Here is a 17,803-nt window from a genome sequence, read left to right as displayed (position 1 = left end):
GACGAGGCGCAGGGTCCACCGGGCGGCAGGCGCAGAGCGTGCGGCGGGCGCCGGGGATGCTCCCCGACGGTCCGCCCACGGCCCATGGGGCGCAGCCGGCGGTGCCCACCGCACGGCGTGCTCGGCGGGACTCGACTCCGCGCCCCGTACGACGTCCGGTGGCGCCGCCCCGGGGCGCCCCGCAGACCCCGTGCACGGCCGGTCCACAGATTCACGCGAAGGACACACACCATGAACGACCCCACCACGAACAACCACACCGCCGCCACGGCCCTCACACCGGGGCAGTCCGGTCGTCCCGTCCACCGGGCCCTCGCCGCCGCGGCGGCGCTCGGCCTGGGGCTGGCGGCCCTGACGGGATGCTCCGCGCAGGGCGGTGACCAGGCGGCGTCGGACTCCGGGCAGAGCACGGCGAGCCGGAGCACGGCCGCGGGCCCCCTCGAGCTCAGCGACGGCTGGGCCAAGGCCGCCCCGTCCGGGATGACGGCGGTGTTCGGCACCGTCACGAACACCTCGGACCAGGAGGTCACGCTCAAGGGTGCCTCCGCGCACGGGATCGCGGAGGACGTGGAGCTCCACGAGACCGCGATGGACGCCTCGAGCGGGTCCACGCAGATGAAGAAGAAGGACGGCGGCTTCACGATTGCCCCGGGGCAGAGCGTGAAGCTGGAACCCGGTGCGAACCACATCATGCTCATGGGCCTCACCTGTTCGCTGCAGGCCGGCAGCGATCTCCCCCTGCAGCTCGAGACCGACGGCGGCACCCAGGACGTGACCGTGCCGGTCCGGGACTACTCGGGGGCCAAGGAGAACTACGCGCCCGGCGAGGACGCGAGCGGCTCCTCGGACGACCACAGCGCCCACGAGAACGGCTCCCACGAGCACGGCTCGGACGAGGGCCACGCCTCCCACGGCGAGGGCACGACGTCCTCGCCCGCCACGGAGGACCACGCGGGCCACACCGGCGCGGCGTCGCCGTCCTCCTCTGCCCTTCCGGAATGCCATGCCCACTGATCGCAGCCCCTCCTCGGGGTGGAGCCGGCGGTCGCTCCTCACGGGAGCGGTCGCCGGCGCCGGCGCCACGGGTCTCGGCGCGGTCTCCGCAGCGGCCCTGGGCGCCGGGGACCCCCGGTTCTCCGCAGCACAGGACGAACCCCGCCACGGAGTGAAGACCGAACCGTTCCACGGGGCGCGCCAGGCGGGGGTGGCCACGCTGCCCCAGGCGTTCTGCGCCTTCGTGGCCCTGGACCTCGACGAGGGGGCCACGCGCGACTCCCTGCGGCGCATGCTGCGGGTGCTCACGGACGACGCCGCCGCGCTCACCCAGGGGCAGGCGCCCCTCAACGACCAGGAGCCCTGGCTCGCGGAGAACCCCTCGCGGCTCACCGTGACCGTGGGCTTCGGCCCCCGGACGGTGAAGCTGATCGACCCCGCGCGCGCCCCGCGGTGGCTGCGGCCGCTGCCCGCGTTCGGTGTGGACAAGCTGCAGTCCCGGTGGAACCAGGGCGATCTGCTGCTGCAGCTGTGCTGCGACGACAAGCTCACCCTGGCCCACGCCCAGCGGGTGCTGCTCAAGGACTCGCGCTCCTTCGCGAGCGTGCGGTGGGTCCAGGACGGCTTCCGCAACACTGTGGGGGCCACCCCGGACGGCCAGACCATGCGCAACCTGTTCGGCCAGGTGGACGGCACCGCGAACCCCTACCCCGGGGAGAGCGACCACGAGAAGGTGGTCTACGGCCAGGGCGGCTTCACGCCCTGGATCCAGGACGGCACCTCCGTGGTGATCCGGCGCATCCACATGAACCTGGACACGTGGGACGAGGCGGACACGCCCGCCCGGGAGGACGCGGTGGGCCGCAGGCTCTCGGACGGCGCGCCCCTCACAGGCAGCCAGGAGCACGACGAACCGGACTTCGAGGCCAAGGGGCCCCTGGGGTTCCCGGTCATCTCCTCCTACAGCCACGTGCGCCGCTCCCGCAGCGAGAACCCGGACGAGAAGATCTTCCGCAGGGTCTACAACTATGATCTGGCGGTGAGCGACGCCTCGGGACAGAGCCGCTCCGGCGACGTGTCCGGCGGGGTGTCCAGCACGGGACTGATCTTCGCGTCCTACCAGTCGGACCCCGACCGGCAGTTCGTGCCCATCCAGAAGCGGCTGGACGAGCTGGACATGCTGAACACGTGGACCGTTCCCATCGGGTCCGCGGTGTTCGCGATCCCGCCGGGCTGCCAGCCGGGCGGGTTCATCGGGGACGCGCTGTTCACGTGAGCCGCACAGCACCGAGCACGAGCCCGGGAGCACCACGCCCCGGGAGCACCGCAGCGATCGGCCGGAAGGCCTGAGGAGCACCAGGATGAGCACCACCGCACGGAGCCGGGGCGCGGCCCCGGCCCGGAAGAGCACGCCGGCACCCCCGCAGAACCGGGGTGTCAGCGTGAGCCCGTGGACCATCTCGGTGGTCCTGGTGGCCGCGATGATCGGGATGTCGGCCGCGCTGGTGTTCGGCGGCGCGGCCGCACCCCGGCAGGTCGCGGACCCCGGGGCGCTCGTGCGGTGGGGCCTGCCCGTGGTGGAGACCGTGCACAACATCGCGATGTCGGTGGTCATGGGCGGGCTGCTGCTCGCCATCGGCGTGGTGCCGCGCTTCGCGGACACCTCGCGCAAGCGGCCCCCGCGCAACAGCAGGGGCCAGGCGGGGGAGCCGGAGCACCCGGTCTACCGGGAGGTGCTGCGGCTCGTGGAGGCCGCCTCCGTGGTGTGGACGGTGTCCGCTGTGGCGGTGCTCGTGTTCACGTACGCGGACGTCTCCGGCTCGGGCTTCGGGCGCGGTGAGAGCTACACCCAGGAGCTGCTGCACTACATCACCGGGCTGGCCACGGGCCAGTCCCAGGCCGTGATCGTGATGGTTGCCGCGGTGGTCACCACCCTGGTGTTCGGGGTGCGCTCGCTGCTGGGGCTGCTCTGCACCCTCGCGCTGTCCTTCGTGGCCCTCGTGGCCCTGGCGCTCACCGGCCACGCGGCCGGGGGCGCGGACCACATGGGTGCGGTCAACTCCCTCGGTCTGCACCTGCTGGGCGTGTGCCTGTGGGTGGGCGGGCTCATCGTGCTGATCTGGGTGGGCCCGCTGCTCTCCCGGGAGACCAGCGTGGTGAGCCGCCGCGGTGACAGCACCCGCCGCGAGCCGCTGCTCGCGGTGGTTCTGCGCCGGTACTCCGCCGTGGCGCTGGGCTGCTACGTGCTCGTGCTGCTCTCGGGGATCGTCAACGCCGCGGTGCGGATCGGCTCCTGGGATCAGCTGACGTCGTCATACGGGGTGATCGCGCTGAGCAAGCTGGGCCTGACCGTGTTGCTGGCCGCGGCCGGGTTCGCGCACCGGCAGTGGCTGATCCCCGGTGTGGCGGACGGCTCCCGGTCCCGCACGGCCTCCCTGTGGCGCGTGATCGTGGTGGAGGTGGTGCTCATGGGTCTGCTCATGGGCATCGCGACCGCCCTGAGCCGCACGGCCCCTCCCGTTCCGGAGGAGCTGGAGCCGGACGCGTCACCCGCTCGCATCCTCACGTGGTACGAGCTTCCCCCGGAGCCCACCCTGGGCAACTGGTTCACGCTGTGGCGCTGGGACTGGTTCTGGGTGGCCGTGGTGGCGTTCTTCGCGGTGGTCTACCTGTGGGCGGCCGTGAAGGTGTGGCGCCGCGGTGACACGTGGTCCCCGCTGCGCACCGCGTCCTGGTTCGTGGGCCTCGCGGCACTGCTCTACGCCACGTGCGGCGGCGTGTCCATCTACGCCCGCGTGCTGTTCTCCGCCCACATGGTGGAGCACATGACGCTGACCATGATCGTGCCGCTGTTCCTGGTCTCCGGTGCGCCCGTCACGGTGGTGCTCAAGGCGCTCGAGCCGCGCCGGGACGGCACCCGCGGACCCCGCGAGTGGATCCTGCGGCTCGTGCACTCCACGTGGGGCAGGATTGTGACCCACCCGATCTTCGCGGCCGCCAACTTCGCGTTCTCGATCGTGCTGTTCTACTTCACGGACCTGTTCAGCTTCACGCTGCGCTACCACGTGGGCCACGAGTTCATGATGGTGCACTTCCTGTTCACGGGGTACATGTTCGCCCTGGTGCTGATCGGCATCGACCCCATCCCGCGCCGCCCCACGTACCCCATGCGCCTGGTGCTGCTGCTGGCCACCATGGCCGCGCACGCGTTCATCGGCATCAGCATCATGAGCCTGACCACGGTGCTGCAGGCCTCGTGGTTCGGCAACATGGGCCGCCCGTGGGGCCCCAGCGCGCTGGAGGACCAGCAGCTGGGCGGCATGCTGATGTGGGGGATCGGCGAGTTCCCCACCTTCCTGCTGGCCGTCATCATGGCGGTGCTGTGGGCCATGGAGGGCAGCAAGGAGAATCGCCGCGTGGACCGCCAGGCGGACCGCACGGACGACGCCGAGCTGCGGGCGTACAACGAGATGATGGCCGAGCTCGCCGAGCGGGACCAGCCCCGCCGCTGAGCCGGGGCGGGGGTCCGACGACGCCGCACCCGCACCGGGTTCCCGCAGCGCCGCGGCCTGCCGCCGGCCCGACGACGCCGCACGGCCACCGGGCCGCGGAGGGGACGGGCCTCCTCGGGGTGGGCGGGCGGCGTCGTCCCCCGCCGCAGGCACGGGCCGCGCGGGCGCGGAGCGCAGCGCGGGGGTTCGGAGCGGTGGGCCGGTGTGCGGGGCGTCATGCGATGCACGGGAAGTGTGGGCGCGCGGATAGCGTTGGATCCTGAGAGACCCCCTGACCCCCGTGGAAGGACCCCCGTGACCGCTGCACGCATGAAGACCCCCGTTCGCGCCTCCGAGCTGACGGGCCGCGCCTGGCTCAACACCGGGGGCCGGGAACTGGACCTGCAGGCGCTGCGCGGGAAGATCGTGATCCTGGACTTCTGGTCCTTCTGCTGCATCAACTGCCTGCACGTGCTGGACGAGCTGCGCCCGCTCGAGGAGAAGCACTCGGACGTGGTGGTGACCGTGGGGGTGCACTCTCCCAAGTTCGAGCACGAGGCGGACCCGGACGCCCTGGCCGCCGCGGTGGACCGCTACGAGATCACCCACCCCGTCCTGGACGACCCCGAGCTGAGCACGTGGGACGCGTACACCGCCCGCGCGTGGCCCACCCTGGTGGTCGTGGACCCGGAGGGGTACATCGTGGCGCACCTCTCCGGCGAGGGCCACGTGTCGGGGCTCGAGTCCCTGGTGGCGGAGCTCGTGGCCGAGCACGAGGCCAAGGGCACGCTGCACCGAGGGGACGGGCCCTACGTGCCGCGCCCGCGCCCCGAGGGCGAGCTGCGCTTCCCGGGCAAGGTGGTCGGGCTGCCGGACGGCTCGTTCATGGTGAGCGACACGGGCCACCACCGCCTGGTGCAGCTCGAGTCGGACCTGAGCACGGTGCGCCGCGCAATCGGCGACGGCACGCGCGGCTGGGTGGACGGCCCGCGGGAGCTCGCCCGCTTCAACGAGCCCCAGGGCATCGCCACACTCCCGGCGCACGTCCGCGCCGAGGTGGGCTACGACCTCGTGGTCGCGGACACCGTGAACCACCGGCTGCGGGGTGTGGACCTGGGCTCCGGCTCCGTGCGCACCCTCGCCGGAAACGGCGTGCAGCGTCTGCTCGACGACGCCCGCGCCCGCGGCACGGACCCGAACGTCATCACGGCCACCGATCCCACCGAGGTGGCACTGTCCTCCCCGTGGGACCTCGTGTGGTCCGACGCCGCCGACACCCTGGTGGTCGCGATGGCCGGGACCCACCAGCTCTTCTCCTTCGACCCCCGCACCGGTGCGCTCGCCGTGCTGGCCGGCACCGGGGACGAGGGCCTGCGGGACGGCGCCGCCCGGGAGTCCTGGTTCGCGCAGCCCTCCGGGCTGGCCCAGGACGCCCACGGGGACCTGTGGGTCGCGGACTCGGAATCCTCCGCCCTGCGACGGGTGCGGTGCGCGGTCGGCGACGCCGCGGCGTCGCCCACCGATCCTGAGGCAACCACGGCTCCCCACGCGCCCACGACCGTGGGCGACCCGGCCGGGTCCTCCGCCGGGCCGGTCGCCGCGGGATCCGACGGGGAGGCCCCCGCGCGTCCCGACGCCGCGGCGTCGCCAACCAGCTCCGGGGCACCCGCCGCCGTGGACGCCGCTGCCGAGGTCTCGGTGGAGTCCGCCGTGGGGCTGGGGCTCTTCGACTTCGGGTTCCGGGACGGCCCCGCCGCCGAGGCGCGGCTCCAGCACTGCCTGGGCGTGACCGTGCTCCCGGACGGCTCCGTGGCCGTGGCGGACACCTACAACGGTGCCGTGCGCCGCCACGACCCCGCCACCGGTGAGGTCTCCACGCTCACGCGCGGACTCGCGGAACCCTCGGACGTGCTGCTGGACACCTCACACGAGGAGCCCGTGCTGGTGGTCGTGGAGACCAACGCGCACCGCCTCGTGCGCGTGCCCGTGCCCAAGAAGGCGCAGACCGTGGACGAGGGTGCCGCCCAGGTGCAGCGCAAGCGGACCCCGGTGGCACCCGGTGCGCTGGCGCTCGCGGTGCGCTTCTCCGCGCCGGCGGGCCAGAAGCTCGACACCCGGTGGGGGGACCCCACCCAGCTGAAGGTCTCCTCGTCCCCGGAGGACGCGCTGGTCGAGGGCGGCGGGACGTCCCAGGGCCTGACCCGCACGCTGCGCCTCGCGGACGGCGTCACCGAAGGGGTCCTGCACGTGACCGCCCGCGCGGCCGCGTGCGACGGCTCCCCGGACGGGGAGATCCCCGAGCACGCCGCGTGCCACCTCTACCAGCAGGACTGGGGCATCCCGTTCACCGTGGATCCTGCGGCCCCCGCTGAGCTGACCCTCGAGCTGCGCGGCACGGACTGATCCCGGGGCGGGACGCTACCTGGGGCTGACGCTGGCCTGGTCCCCCGTGACCTTCAAACCCGCGGAGAACGTGAAGGGGACGTCCCGGGACACCGTGGACGTCCGGCCGTCGTACAGGTCCACCGCGGTGAACTCGATGTGCGCGGTGCCCCTGCTGTCCGGCAACGACCACTGGTCCGCGTGCGGACCGGCCAGGCGCACTTCCGGCCGGGGGTAGTCCTTGATGCTCCAGGACACCTCACCCTGGATCCGCCCCGGGAAGTCGTGGGAGAACGGGCACCCCTCGGGGTAGAGACTGTCCTGCTCCGCACACCGGTCCAGGTGCGCGTGGATCTGCTCGTCCACCTGCTGCTTCATCGTCTCGGACGGGACGGCCGTGAGCTCCATGGTGGTGTGCTGGTCCTCGTCACTGACCGGCACCTCGCGGGGCTCCGCCGTGATCATGGGGGAGCTGTAGGACCCCGTGTAGACCCCGGGGTAGAACACCGCGAAGTCCCGGGAGGATTCCGGCAGCGCCACGGAGGCGCCGTTGATGTCCACCGCGGTGGAGCCGGGCATGGACACGGTCATGGTGGGCAGCGTGGACGGGTCGAAGTCCCACACCGTGAAGAACCCCCACTGGGTCTCCGCCGGGTGCAGCGTGAACTCCGAGGAGGCCGGCTTCCCGTCCAGCAGGTAGCTCGCGCGCACCACCGCGTGGTCCTTGTCCGAGGACACGGTGGACACCTCCACCTCGTCCAGGTGGCTGCCCGCCTCCGCGAGGGCGTCCCCGTCCAGCAGCGCCGCGTTCGAATCCGGCACCTGGGCGTTCAGCAGCCCCAGAGCCTTGCCGCCGTCCCCGTCCTGCAGCGCCTGGAAGTACTCGCGGACATCCGTCTCCGGACCGTACTGGTACTTGTTCACCAGGGCGATGGTGACCGCCGCCGCCGCGACCGACAGCACGATCAGGAAGAACCACGCCCCCACGGCCCTGATGATGCGATCGCTGCGTTCCATGGATCTTCACGTTAGTGGATGAGCGGGCAGGGAGCAGACCCGTGTCACCGGACGGCGGGCCCGTGGCCGGACCAGGTTGTGGCAGGGCCTTGGCCGGATCCCAGGTTCTTGGGCGGCGGGGCCGTGCCCACGGCGCAGACGGGTCCCGGGCCCCGCCGGTGGAACTAGGCTGGACCGGGCGACGCCGCGGCGTCGCCCCCACCGCAGATCCGCCCCAGGGCGGAGCCCCACACAGAACCGCCAGCGCGGAGGCAGCACATGGCAGAGACCGTCCGACAGGTGCCGCCCCGGTACGGGGAGCCCGAGCACGTGTTCCACCCGCGCATCGGATCCTACGGGCGGCGGCTGCTGGCCGCGTGCCCACCGCTGGCGCTCGTGGGTCTGGCCGTGGCCATGATCTACGTCCGCCGGGCGGGCGGTCTCGCCCTGGTGCTGCTGGTGCTGCTGGCGCTCGCGGGAGCCGTGGCCTGCTACGCCTACCTCCGCCCGGCACTCGTGGTCCTCACGGCCAGCCACGTGCTGACGTCCCGCTGGATGGGGTTCCGGGCCGTGGAACGGGAACGGGTTCCACAGGTGGTCACCGTGGAGGCGCTGCTCCCGCCGCATGCGGCGCAGGGGCGCACCAGGGGCCGGCCCCACCTGTGGTTCGTGACTGCCGCGGGACGCTGCGCCCTGTCCCTGGACGGCACGGTGTGGGATGCCCGGACCCTGCAGGAGATCGCCCGGCTCAGCGGCGCCCAGCACGTGAACTTCAGGCGGGCCACGCCCGCCCAGGTCAGCGAGCACTGGCCCCGGCTCGTCTCCTGGCGGGTGCGATTCCCCCGGGTGCGCTACGCGCTCTCCTCGGCGGCCCTCGTGGCCGTGGTGGTCGCGCTCGTGTGGTGGGCGTTCGTCCCGGGCGCGGGGTGATTCCGGGGCGACGCCGCCCCCCCCAGCTGTGCCCTGCTGCCGCGAGTTCTCCTGGTGTTGCCCCAGCACCACGGCCACCCACCACGACCGCGACCACGACGGCCACGAACTGCGACGCCGTGAGTGGCGCCGGCTGACGAGGCGGTGCCCCATCATCCGCGCACGAGAACGGCCGGTCCCCCGCGGGGACCGGCCGTTCTCGTGCGGACCGGCGTTGCCGGGTCAGTCGGAGTCAGCGTGCGGCGCTGCTGCCGCCGTCCGCGCCCTGGCCCGAGCGTGCGGGAGCGCCGGAGGCCGTGGCGGCCCCGTCGCGCTGCCGGGCCCGTGCGATCTCGGACTCGCGCTCCTCGTTGGCCTCGCGGGTCAGCTCCGCTCCCGCCTCGGCGTCGCGCGTGAGGTTCTCGCCAGTCTCCGGGTTGAAGACGTGCATGCGGCGGCTGTCCAGCCAGATCTTGGAGTTCGAGCCACCGCGGATGCGGGAGGACGCATCCAGGGACACGACCACCTGTGCGGGCATCTCGTCCGCGTCCAGCTCCTGGGCCAGCTCGTTGAGCTTGTGCTGGACCGTGTCGTCCTGCTGGTAGTGGATGTAGCCGTACTGCTGGTTGCCCAGCCACTCCGTGTGCGTGAACTCGGCATCGAACATGGTGCCGTGGCCCACCTTGGCCTCGTCCACGAACTTGGCGTCCTCGAAGTGCTCCGGGCGCAGCCCCAGCAGCACGAGCTCGGGAGCCCCGGAGAGCCTGGCCCGGACACGCTCCGGAACCTCGATGTCACCGATGGGCGTGCGGAACGTCCCACCCTCGATGCGGGCCGGGATGAAGTTCATGGACGGCGCGCCGATGAACCCGGCCACGAACAGGTTGACGGGCTGTTCGTAGAGCTCTCGCGGGGAGGCGATCTGCTGCAGCTGACCGCGCTTGAGCACGGCCACGCGGTCGCCCAGCGTCATGGCCTCCGTCTGGTCGTGGGTCACGTAGATCGACGTGATGCCCATGCGGCGCTGCAGCTGCGCGATCTCCGTGCGCATCTGGCCGCGGAGCTTGGCGTCCAGGTTGGACAGCGGCTCGTCGAAGAGGAACGCGTCCGCGTCACGCACGATCGCGCGGCCCATGGCCACACGCTGGCGCTGACCGCCCGAGAGGTTCGCCGGCTTGCGCTCGAGGTGCTCGGTGAGGTCCAGGGTCTCTGCGGCCTCGCGGACCTTCCGGTCGATCTCGTCGTTGCTGAACTGGCCCTTGGCCAGGCGCAGCGGGAACGCGATGTTCTCGTAGACGGAGAGGTGCGGGTAGAGGGCGTAGTTCTGGAACACCATCGACAGGTTGCGCTCGCGCGGCTGCCGCTCGTTGACGCGCTCCCCGTTGATCTTCAGGTCCCCGCTGGTGATGTCCTCGAGGCCCACGACCATGCGCAGCAGCGTGGACTTGCCGCAGCCCGAGGGGCCCACGAGGATGAGGAACTCGCCGTCGGCGATGTCGATGGAGATGTCGTTGACCGCAGGGAAGCCGTCGTCGTACTTCTTGACGAGGTGCTCCATGGTGATAGCTGCCATGTTGTGTCAGTCCTTACTGTGTCTGAGCGTGTGGAGGGGCCGGGCTCAGCCCTTGACGGCGCCCTGGGTCAAACCGGAGACGATCTGGCGCTGGAAGGCCAGCACGAGGATCACCACGGGAATCGTCACGATGATCGCCGCGGCCGCGATGGCACCGGCCGGGTCCTCGAACTGGGACGCACCCGTGAAGAACGCCAGGGCCGCGGGAACAGGGCGTGCCGCCGAGGTGGAGGTCAGTCCGATGCCGTAGACGAAGTCGTTCCACGCGATGAAGAAGGCGATGATGGCGGTGGTGAACACGCCCGGCAGGGTCAGCGGCACGATGACCTTGCGGAAGGCCTGCCACGTGGTGGCGCCGTCCACCTGCGCCGCGCGCTCCAGGTCCCACGGGATCTGCTGGAAGTACGCCGCGAGCGTCCAGATGGAGATCGGCAGCGTCAGCGAGAGGTAGGGGATGATCAGGCCGAGCCAGGTGTCGTAGAGCCCCACCTGGCGCCACAGGTTGAACAGCGGCGTGACGATCGAGATGACCGGGAACATGGAGACCACCAGGGCGGTGGTCAGCACGAGCTTCTTGCCCGGGAAGTCCAGGCGGGCGATCGCGTAGGCGCACAGCGTGGCCAGCACCACGGCGATGAACGTGGCGATCAGCGAGATGCCGATCGAGTTGCGCAGCGCCGGGAGGAACAGGTCCTTGGCGTCGCCCACGAAGATCTGCTCGTAGTTCTCGGTGACGAACTCGGTGGGCAGGAACTTCCCGGAGTTCAGGTCCGAGGGGGACTTGAAGGACGTCATCAGGATGGACAGCACCGGGAACAGTGCGTAGACCAGCACCACCACGGAGATGACGGCCCAACCGATCTTCTGTTTAGTGCTCAGCATGGCGGGTCACTTCCCCTTCCCAGAGCCACCGGTCAGGTCCACCTTGAAGATCTTGATCGCCACGAGCGCGATGAGCATCACGCACGCGAACAGGATCACCGAGATGGCCGAACCCAGGCCGATTTCCAGACGACCGATGGACGTGCGGTACGCGAGCAGCGAGAGCGTCTCGGTGCCGTACTGTCCCTGGGTCATGATGAAGACGTTGTCGAAGATGCGGAAGGCGTCCAGCGCGCGGAACACCACGGCCACCATGATGGCGGCCTTCATGTTCGGCAGGACCACCCGCACCAGGCGCTGCCACGCGGAGGCGCCGTCCACGCGCGCGGCCTCCGTGAGCTCACCGGGGACCTGCGCCAGCCCGGAGAGCAGCAGCAGGGAGATGAACGGCGTGGTCTTCCAGATCTCCGAGGCCATGATCACGACCAGGGCCGGGCCGGCGGAGCCAAACCAGTTGAAGTCCGGGCCGATCATGGGCAGCCACGAGAGCCAGTTGTTCACGTAGCCGGTGGTGATGTCGAAGGCGTAGAACCACGCGAATGCGGAGACCACGGTGATGATGCCGTAGGGCACCAGGATCGCGGTGCGCAGGATCCCGCGGGTGGCCTTGACCGCGCTGTGCATCACGAGGGCGAGCGCGAGACCGAGCACGAGCTCCACGACCACGGTGACCACGGTGATGAGCACGGTGACCCCGAGGTCCCGCCAGAACACGATGTCCGAGAACACCGTGGCGTAGTTGCTGAGGCCCACGAACTCCTTGTCACCCGGTGCCGTGAGGCGGAAGGAGAACAGGGAGTCCCACAGCGCCTGCACGATCGGGTAGAGCGTGACCAGGAGCATGATGACGAACGCCGGACCGGCGAGCAGCCACCCCAGCTTCCGCTCGGAGCGGGCCCGGTCCGAGAGCTGCGCCTTCTGGCGCGGCTTCCCGGTCCCGGTGGCGCGGGTGCGCGAATCGACCGTGGTGCTCACAGCAGCGCATCTCCCTTCAGGACTTCCTCGATGAATGCGGTGGTCTCACGAGGGGTGTTCTCGTCCACCTCGCTGGGCGGGGTCCAGTGCTGCTGGATCGCGGTGGAGATCTCGTTGTAGTACGGGGTCTGGGCGCGCGGCTTGGCGGCGTCCAGGGACGTGCGGATGGTGTCCGCCATGGGGAACGCCTCCTTGGCCGCGGGGTCGTCGAAGGCCTTGGCGGACGAGGGCGGGTTGCCGTTGGTGGCGAAGTACTGCGCCTGGTGCTCGGTGGAGACGATGCACTGCACCGCGTCCCATGCGAGGTCCTGGTGCTTGGACGCCGAGCCCACGCCGAGGTTGATCCCGCCCAGCGGGGGAGCGGACGGGGTGTCCGCGTCCACGCGGGGCCACGTGGTCCACTTGATGTCGTCCACCACGGACTGCTCCAGGGAGCCGTCCTCCACCGCGGCCTTGGACGCGGAGTAGATGAACGGGTAGTTGACCATGAACGAGCCCTTGTCCCCCTGGAACTGGATCATGGAGGCGTTCTCGTCCTGGGTGGCCAGGCCGGGGCCTCCCAGGCCCTCCTTGCCGATGGTCCCGATGATCTCGGCGGCCTTCTGCCCCGCCTCCGAGTCCAGGTCGACCTGGGCGTCCTGACCGGCCTCGCCGTCCGTGACGATCTGGCCGCCACCGGACTCCACGAGTCCGTTGACCCACACGGACATGGACTCGCCGCGGGTGCCCTGCACACCCAGGTACTTGTCCTGGGTCTGTGCCGCCTTGATGATCTGGTCCCAGGTGACGGGCTTGGACATGTCCAGCCCGGCGGCCTTGGCCACGGAGTCCCGGTACCACAGCAGCTGGGTGTTGGCCCAGAACGGGATGGCCACGAGCTCGTCGTTCCACGTTGCGCCCTGCAGCGGACCCTCAAGGGTGTCCTTGGTGGTGGCCTCCACGACGTCCTGCGGGGGCTTGGCCAGGAAGCCGGGCTCGGCGAGCTCGGGCACGAAGGGCGGGTCCAGGCTCATGATGTCCATGGAGGTGTCGCCGGCGGCCAGGCGGCGTGCGAGCTGCTCGCGCTGGGAGGACGCGTCGCGGGGCAGCAGGGAGGTCTGGATGGTGTACTTCCCGCCGGAGGCCTCGGAGCAGTCCTGCGCGATGACGGCCTGTCCGCCGTCGTCGGGGTTGATGTACCACGTGAGCGTGGGCGGGCCGGCCTCCCCGCCGCTGCACCCCGTGAGCAGCATGGCGGACGCGGCCGCGGCGGCCGCAACGCTGCGGACGGTGCGCGGTTTCCCGGCCCTGTGTGAGTGGTGAGTGGACTTCACGGTGGTTCCTCCCCTGGAGAGCGCATGGGCTGGGCGATGCGGCGCGTCCTTGCGCGGGTGTCGCGGCCGATCCAGCGTCAGTCCAGTCTACGGGTGGCCCGCATCACGTGTGACGTGTGACTCGACGTCACGAGAGAAAAACTGCCACCGCCGTCATCGTGAGCATGGAGGACACCGTGGTGAGCAGGACGGTGTCCCGGCACACGGTGGTCGCCCGGTCGTAGCGCACCGCGGCCACGTAGAGGTTCTGGGCGGTGGGGAGGGAGGCCATGACGACCGCGGCGTACAGGGCGGGACCGGTGAGACCCAGCGCCCACGCGAGGGCGAAAGCCAGCGCCGGGTGGAGCACCACCTTGGCTCCCGCGGCCAGCAGGGTGTCCACGCGCGCGCCGGGGACGGACAGGGGGCGGGCGCGCACCAGGGAGATGCCGAACGCGAGCAGCATCGCGGGCACCGCGGCGCCCGCGACGATCCGCACGGGCTCCAGGACCAGGTCGGGGAGGGTGAGACCCGTGGCCGCGCAGAGGATGCCCAGGGCGGAGCCCACGATCAGCGGGTTGGTCACGATGCTCCGCAGCACGGAGGAGACCGTGGGCCGTCGCCCGCCCGTGAGGGTGTCCATGACCGTCAGGTACAGGGGGGTGTTCAGGGTCAGCTGGAACAGCATCACCGGGGCCACCTGGGAGGCGTCCCCCAGCACGAACATGGCGATGGGGATCCCCAGGTTCGCGGCGTTGACCTGCCCTGCGGCCTGCGCTCCCATCACCACCGTGGAGGCGTCGCGGCGGAGCACGAACCGGGAGAGCAGCCCGTAGGCGAGCATCGTGAGCCACGCGGAACCGGCCGCCACGAGCAGCGGGGCGGAGAACACCCGGTGCACGTCCGCCTCGGACAGCGTCAGGAACAGCAGCGGCGGGGAGCCCACGTAGAACGCGAGCCGGGACAGCACCTGCTGGGCGTCCGCGCCGAGCACGCCCAGGCGCCCGATGCCGTAGCCCAGCCCGATCACGGCCCACACGATGAAGAACCCCGCGAGCACTCCTGTCATGACCGGCAGCTCCTCGGGTCGGGGATGGTGCGTGCACCGCTAGCCCACGGACGGGGCGCCGCAGGGGGCGGGGCGCACCACGGGCGGTCGGGTGCGCGGCGTGCTCCCTTCCGGGAGGGCGACGCCGCTGCCGCCCCGCGGCGGCGACCGGCCCGTCCTGCGGGGCGCATCAGGCGCCGGAGACGGCGGCGTCCTCCCGGGCGGCGTCGTGGTCCAGAGCGTGCGGCGGGCGCACCATGTCCCCGACGACGGCGTCCGCGGGGTCCGAGCCCAGGGCCACGATCCTGTTGTGCTCGTCCACGTGCACCACGTGGGGCTCGTAGGCCTGCGCCTCGGCGGTGTCCATGAGACCGTAGGCGATCAGGATCACGAGGTCGCCGGGGTGCACCAGGTGGGCGGCGGCGCCGTTGATGCCCAGCACCCCGCTGCCGCGCTCGCCCGCGATCGTGTAGGTCTCGAGCCGGGCGCCGCTGGTGATGTCCACGATGGCCACGAGCTCGCCGGGAAGGATGTTCGCGGCGTCGAGCAGTTCCTGGTCCACGGTCACGGAACCCACGTAGTGCAGGTCCGCCTGGGTCACGGTGGCCCGGTGGATCTTGCCGGTGAACATGGTGCGCAGCATGGTGGCTCCTGGTGCGGTGTGTGGGATCCGGTGCGTCCCGGGCCGGGAGGGTGCGGGGCGGTGGGCCGACGGAAACGCCCCGGGACCTTGGCAGGTACCCGGGGCGTTCACCGATCGGTGCGGAGCGGCTGACGGGAATCGAACCCGCGTATCAGGCTTGGGAAGCGTGCGCTCTACCATTGAGCTACAGCCGCACTGCTCTGGGAGCCGTTCGTGAACGGCCCGGACAGAACGCCCACCACTGTACAACACGTTGGGGCGCGGCGCTGTTCCCCCGCCACCGGCCCCTGCGGAACCACGGCGCCCGCCCCGGACGCCGAGGGCATCGACGCCCGCCCCGGCCGGGGGGGTCCCGACGCCGGGACGTCACCGCGTCGGGCCCGCCCGGCGGATCGTGGGCCCCGGCGTCCGGAGGCGGCCCGCGACCCGTGAGCACGGCCCGTGGACTACCGTGGATGCCGTGCTCATCTCAGACCGCGACATCCGCCGCCACCTGGACTCGGGACACGTGCGCCTGGAGCCCTGCGATCCCGCCATGATCCAGCCCGCGAGCGTGGATGTGCGCCTGGACCGCTGGTTCCGGCTGTTCGACAACCACAAGTACGCGCACATCGACCCGGAGCAGGAGCAGCCCGAGCTCACCCGTCTGGTGGAGGTGGCCCCGGACGAGCCGTTCGTGCTGCACCCGGGGGAGTTCGTGCTGGGTGCCACGTACGAGAAGGTCACGCTGCCGGAGGACGTGGCCGCCCGCCTGGAGGGCAAGTCCTCGCTCGGGCGCCTGGGTCTGCTCACCCACTCGACGGCCGGGTTCATCGACCCCGGGTTCTCGGGCCACGTGACGCTGGAGCTGTCCAACATGGCCACCCTGCCCATCAAGCTGTGGCCGGGTTCCAAGGTGGGGCAGCTGTGCTTCTTCCAGCTCTCCTCTCCCACCGAGCACCCCTACGGCAGCGGCGCGTACGGCAACCGGTACCAGGGTCAGCGCGGCCCCACGGCGTCCCGCAGCCACGTGAACTTCCACCGCACGGTCATCGAGTAGGGCGTCACACGCGGGTGGTCGTGAACCCCTCGGGCGGTTTGGGGGTCAGCAGCAGCAGGGCCAGACCCACGGCCACGACCGTGAGGATCCCCAGGATCCCGTAGATCTGGGCGCCCATCAGGGACACGAACAGGCCGAACAGCCCCGGGGCCATGAAGCTCACGGCGCGGCCGGTGGTGGCGTAGAGCCCGTAGATCTCCCCGTCGCGCCCCGGGGGGATGAGCCGCCCCAGGTACGTGCGCGACGCCGCCTGGGCCGGTCCCACGAACAGGCACAGTGCCAGTCCGCACACCCAGAACGCGGGCTTGCCGTGCCAGAACAGCAGCGCGATCCCGGCCGCCATGACCCCCACGAGCGAACCGACGATGACCCTGCGGGGGCCCAGGGCGTCGTCGAGCGAGCCGCCCACGAACGCGCCGAGCGCGGCAATGAGGTTGGCGGCCACCGCGAACACGATGACCTCGGTGAGCGAGAAGCCGAAGGAGCCGGCTGCAAGCACACCGCCGAACGTGAAGACCCCGGCCAGTCCGTCCCGGTAGACGGCGGAGGAGAGCAGGAAGAACACGGTGCCCCGCGAGACCCGCCAGAGCCCGGCGATCGTGGCGAAGAGCTCCCGGTAGGCACCCACGATCCCGCGCCGGTGCCGCGGCTCGGGCGAGGGGGCGGCGTCGGGCCCGGCGAGACCGCCGAGCGTGGGGGTCGCGGCGGGGGACGGGCCGCGCACTGCTCCGTCGTATGCGCGGAACGGCATGGAGCGCGCCGCGAAGAGCAGGGGGAGGCAGAAGACGAGGATCCACGCGGCGCTGAACAGCGCCACGGCCCGGTAGTTGAGGGCGTCCTCGGTGGGGATGCCCAGGAACCCGGGCGTGACGAAGCCGAAGAGCACGAACGCCAGGGCGAAGATCCCGCCCACGTACCCCGCGCCCCAGCCCCAGCCGGAGACCTTGCCCATGCGCACGGGACCGGCCAGGGCGGGGAGCATCGAGTTGTACCCCACGGTGGCGAACTCCTGGGCCACGCTGCCCGCGGCCACGAGCGCCACACCGAGGAACAGGTAGGAGGGCTCCGGCCGGGCGAAGAAGGCCAGCGCGGTGCAGGCCACGAGCACCACGGTGTTCCACGTGAGGAACGAGGCGCGGGAGCGGGGGGTGTCGCTGCGCTGGCCCACGATCGGGGCGGTGAGCGCGATCGCGAATCCCGCCACCGTCATGCCGATGCTCAGCACGGTGGAGGTGTGCTCGGGGGTGCCGAAGGCCGAGCTCGTGAGGTACACCGTGAACACGAACGTGAGCATCACGGAGTTGTAGGCGGAGGTGCCCGTGTCCCAGAGGCACCACATCAGCACCCTCGCGCGGGAACCTCCCGCCGCGGCGTCGACGGGGTCGGTGGGGCCGTGCGGGGCCGTGCTCGTGCGCTCAGCGGTCATGCGGCTCACCCTACGGTGCGGCGCGCGTCACGGCCCACAGCCGGAGTGGGCGGGGGAGGAGATGTTGCCGGGAGTTCACCGGGACCGGGTCGGGGACACGTCAACCACCGCCTTTGTTACGATGGGGTCTCGACAATACTCCCCGTTTCCCCTG

At 71.3% G+C, this 17,803-nt stretch carries 14 protein-coding genes and 1 tRNA gene; 6 read left to right on the top strand and 9 right to left on the bottom strand.

Annotation, left to right across the window (positions count from 1 at the left end; genetic code table 11):
* The first annotated feature begins 231 nt into the window (after positions 1 to 231).
* From P8S73_RS05640 to P8S73_RS05625, 4 genes are all read left to right on the top strand, one after another.
* The gene (locus P8S73_RS05640) at positions 232 to 1,014 is read left to right on the top strand and encodes a copper chaperone PCu(A)C (protein ID WP_145001343.1); all 783 of its coding nucleotides are present in this window, start codon (positions 232 to 234) and stop codon (positions 1,012 to 1,014) included.
* Positions 1,004 to 2,269 carry a Dyp-type peroxidase gene (locus tag P8S73_RS05635; protein WP_145001341.1) on the top strand — a complete coding sequence of 422 codons (1,266 nt, stop codon included), beginning with the start codon at positions 1,004 to 1,006 and terminating at the stop codon, positions 2,267 to 2,269. Before P8S73_RS05640 ends, P8S73_RS05635 begins: the two co-directional genes overlap by 11 nt.
* 85 nt (positions 2,270 to 2,354) lie before the next feature.
* Complete coding sequence (locus P8S73_RS05630; RefSeq protein ID WP_191551002.1) at positions 2,355 to 4,505, top strand: cytochrome c oxidase assembly protein; 2,151 nt, start codon at positions 2,355 to 2,357, stop codon at positions 4,503 to 4,505.
* Between the two features lie 309 nt (positions 4,506 to 4,814).
* A complete protein-coding gene (locus tag P8S73_RS05625) occupies positions 4,815 to 6,887 on the top strand; it encodes an NHL domain-containing thioredoxin family protein (RefSeq protein ID WP_224764949.1) in 2,073 nt (690 codons plus the stop codon).
* A gap of 15 nt (positions 6,888 to 6,902) precedes the next feature.
* On the opposite strand, the gene P8S73_RS05620 is transcribed toward P8S73_RS05625, so the two are convergent.
* Positions 6,903 to 7,883 (bottom strand): hypothetical protein, encoded by a 981-nt coding sequence (locus P8S73_RS05620; protein ID WP_396350551.1) that lies wholly within the window; start codon positions 7,881 to 7,883, stop codon positions 6,903 to 6,905.
* A 258-nt stretch (positions 7,884 to 8,141) separates the two neighbouring features.
* Here P8S73_RS05620 and P8S73_RS05615 point away from each other — a divergent pair, with 258 nt between their 5' ends.
* On the top strand, positions 8,142 to 8,792 hold the full coding sequence (locus P8S73_RS05615; protein ID WP_019309975.1) for a hypothetical protein: 651 nt from the start codon (positions 8,142 to 8,144) through the stop codon (positions 8,790 to 8,792).
* Positions 8,793 to 9,024: 232 nt separating this feature from the next.
* Here P8S73_RS05615 and P8S73_RS05610 read toward each other — a convergent pair whose 3' ends face one another.
* From P8S73_RS05610 to P8S73_RS05580, 7 genes are all read right to left on the bottom strand, one after another.
* Positions 9,025 to 10,344: an ABC transporter ATP-binding protein gene (locus P8S73_RS05610; protein ID WP_019309976.1), complete on the bottom strand. Its 1,320-nt coding sequence runs from the start codon at positions 10,342 to 10,344 to the stop codon at positions 9,025 to 9,027.
* A gap of 45 nt (positions 10,345 to 10,389) precedes the next feature.
* Positions 10,390 to 11,226: a carbohydrate ABC transporter permease gene (locus P8S73_RS05605; RefSeq protein ID WP_019309977.1), complete on the bottom strand. Its 837-nt coding sequence runs from the start codon at positions 11,224 to 11,226 to the stop codon at positions 10,390 to 10,392.
* 6 nt (positions 11,227 to 11,232) lie between these two features.
* Entirely contained in the window at positions 11,233 to 12,201 is a 969-nt protein-coding gene (locus P8S73_RS05600) for a carbohydrate ABC transporter permease (RefSeq protein WP_019309978.1), read from the bottom strand.
* The gene (locus P8S73_RS05595; protein ID WP_019309979.1) at positions 12,198 to 13,514 is read right to left on the bottom strand and encodes an extracellular solute-binding protein; all 1,317 of its coding nucleotides are present in this window, start codon (positions 13,512 to 13,514) and stop codon (positions 12,198 to 12,200) included. Before P8S73_RS05595 ends, P8S73_RS05600 begins: the two co-directional genes overlap by 4 nt.
* 127 nt (positions 13,515 to 13,641) lie before the next feature.
* Complete coding sequence (locus tag P8S73_RS05590) at positions 13,642 to 14,562, bottom strand: AEC family transporter (protein ID WP_121566832.1); 921 nt, start codon at positions 14,560 to 14,562, stop codon at positions 13,642 to 13,644.
* A 169-nt stretch (positions 14,563 to 14,731) separates the two neighbouring features.
* The gene (panD, locus tag P8S73_RS05585) at positions 14,732 to 15,184 is read right to left on the bottom strand and encodes an aspartate 1-decarboxylase (protein WP_121566962.1); all 453 of its coding nucleotides are present in this window, start codon (positions 15,182 to 15,184) and stop codon (positions 14,732 to 14,734) included.
* Between the two features lie 123 nt (positions 15,185 to 15,307).
* A tRNA-Gly gene (locus tag P8S73_RS05580) sits at positions 15,308 to 15,378 on the bottom strand.
* 266 nt (positions 15,379 to 15,644) lie between these two features.
* Here P8S73_RS05580 and dcd point away from each other — a divergent pair.
* Complete coding sequence (gene dcd / locus P8S73_RS05575) at positions 15,645 to 16,223, top strand: dCTP deaminase (protein WP_019309982.1); 579 nt, start codon at positions 15,645 to 15,647, stop codon at positions 16,221 to 16,223.
* A gap of 4 nt (positions 16,224 to 16,227) precedes the next feature.
* On the opposite strand, the gene P8S73_RS05570 is transcribed toward dcd, so the two are convergent.
* Positions 16,228 to 17,649: an MFS transporter gene (locus P8S73_RS05570; protein ID WP_019309983.1), complete on the bottom strand. Its 1,422-nt coding sequence runs from the start codon at positions 17,647 to 17,649 to the stop codon at positions 16,228 to 16,230.
* Between the last annotated feature and the right edge of the window lie 154 nt (positions 17,650 to 17,803).

The sequence above is a fragment of the Kocuria sp. ChxB genome, from assembly GCF_044359605.1.
GTDB lineage: Bacteria > Actinomycetota > Actinomycetes > Actinomycetales > Micrococcaceae > Kocuria > Kocuria rhizophila.
The sequence above is the reverse complement of the archived record's forward strand: the minus strand, read 5'-3'. Positions and strand labels throughout refer to the sequence as shown.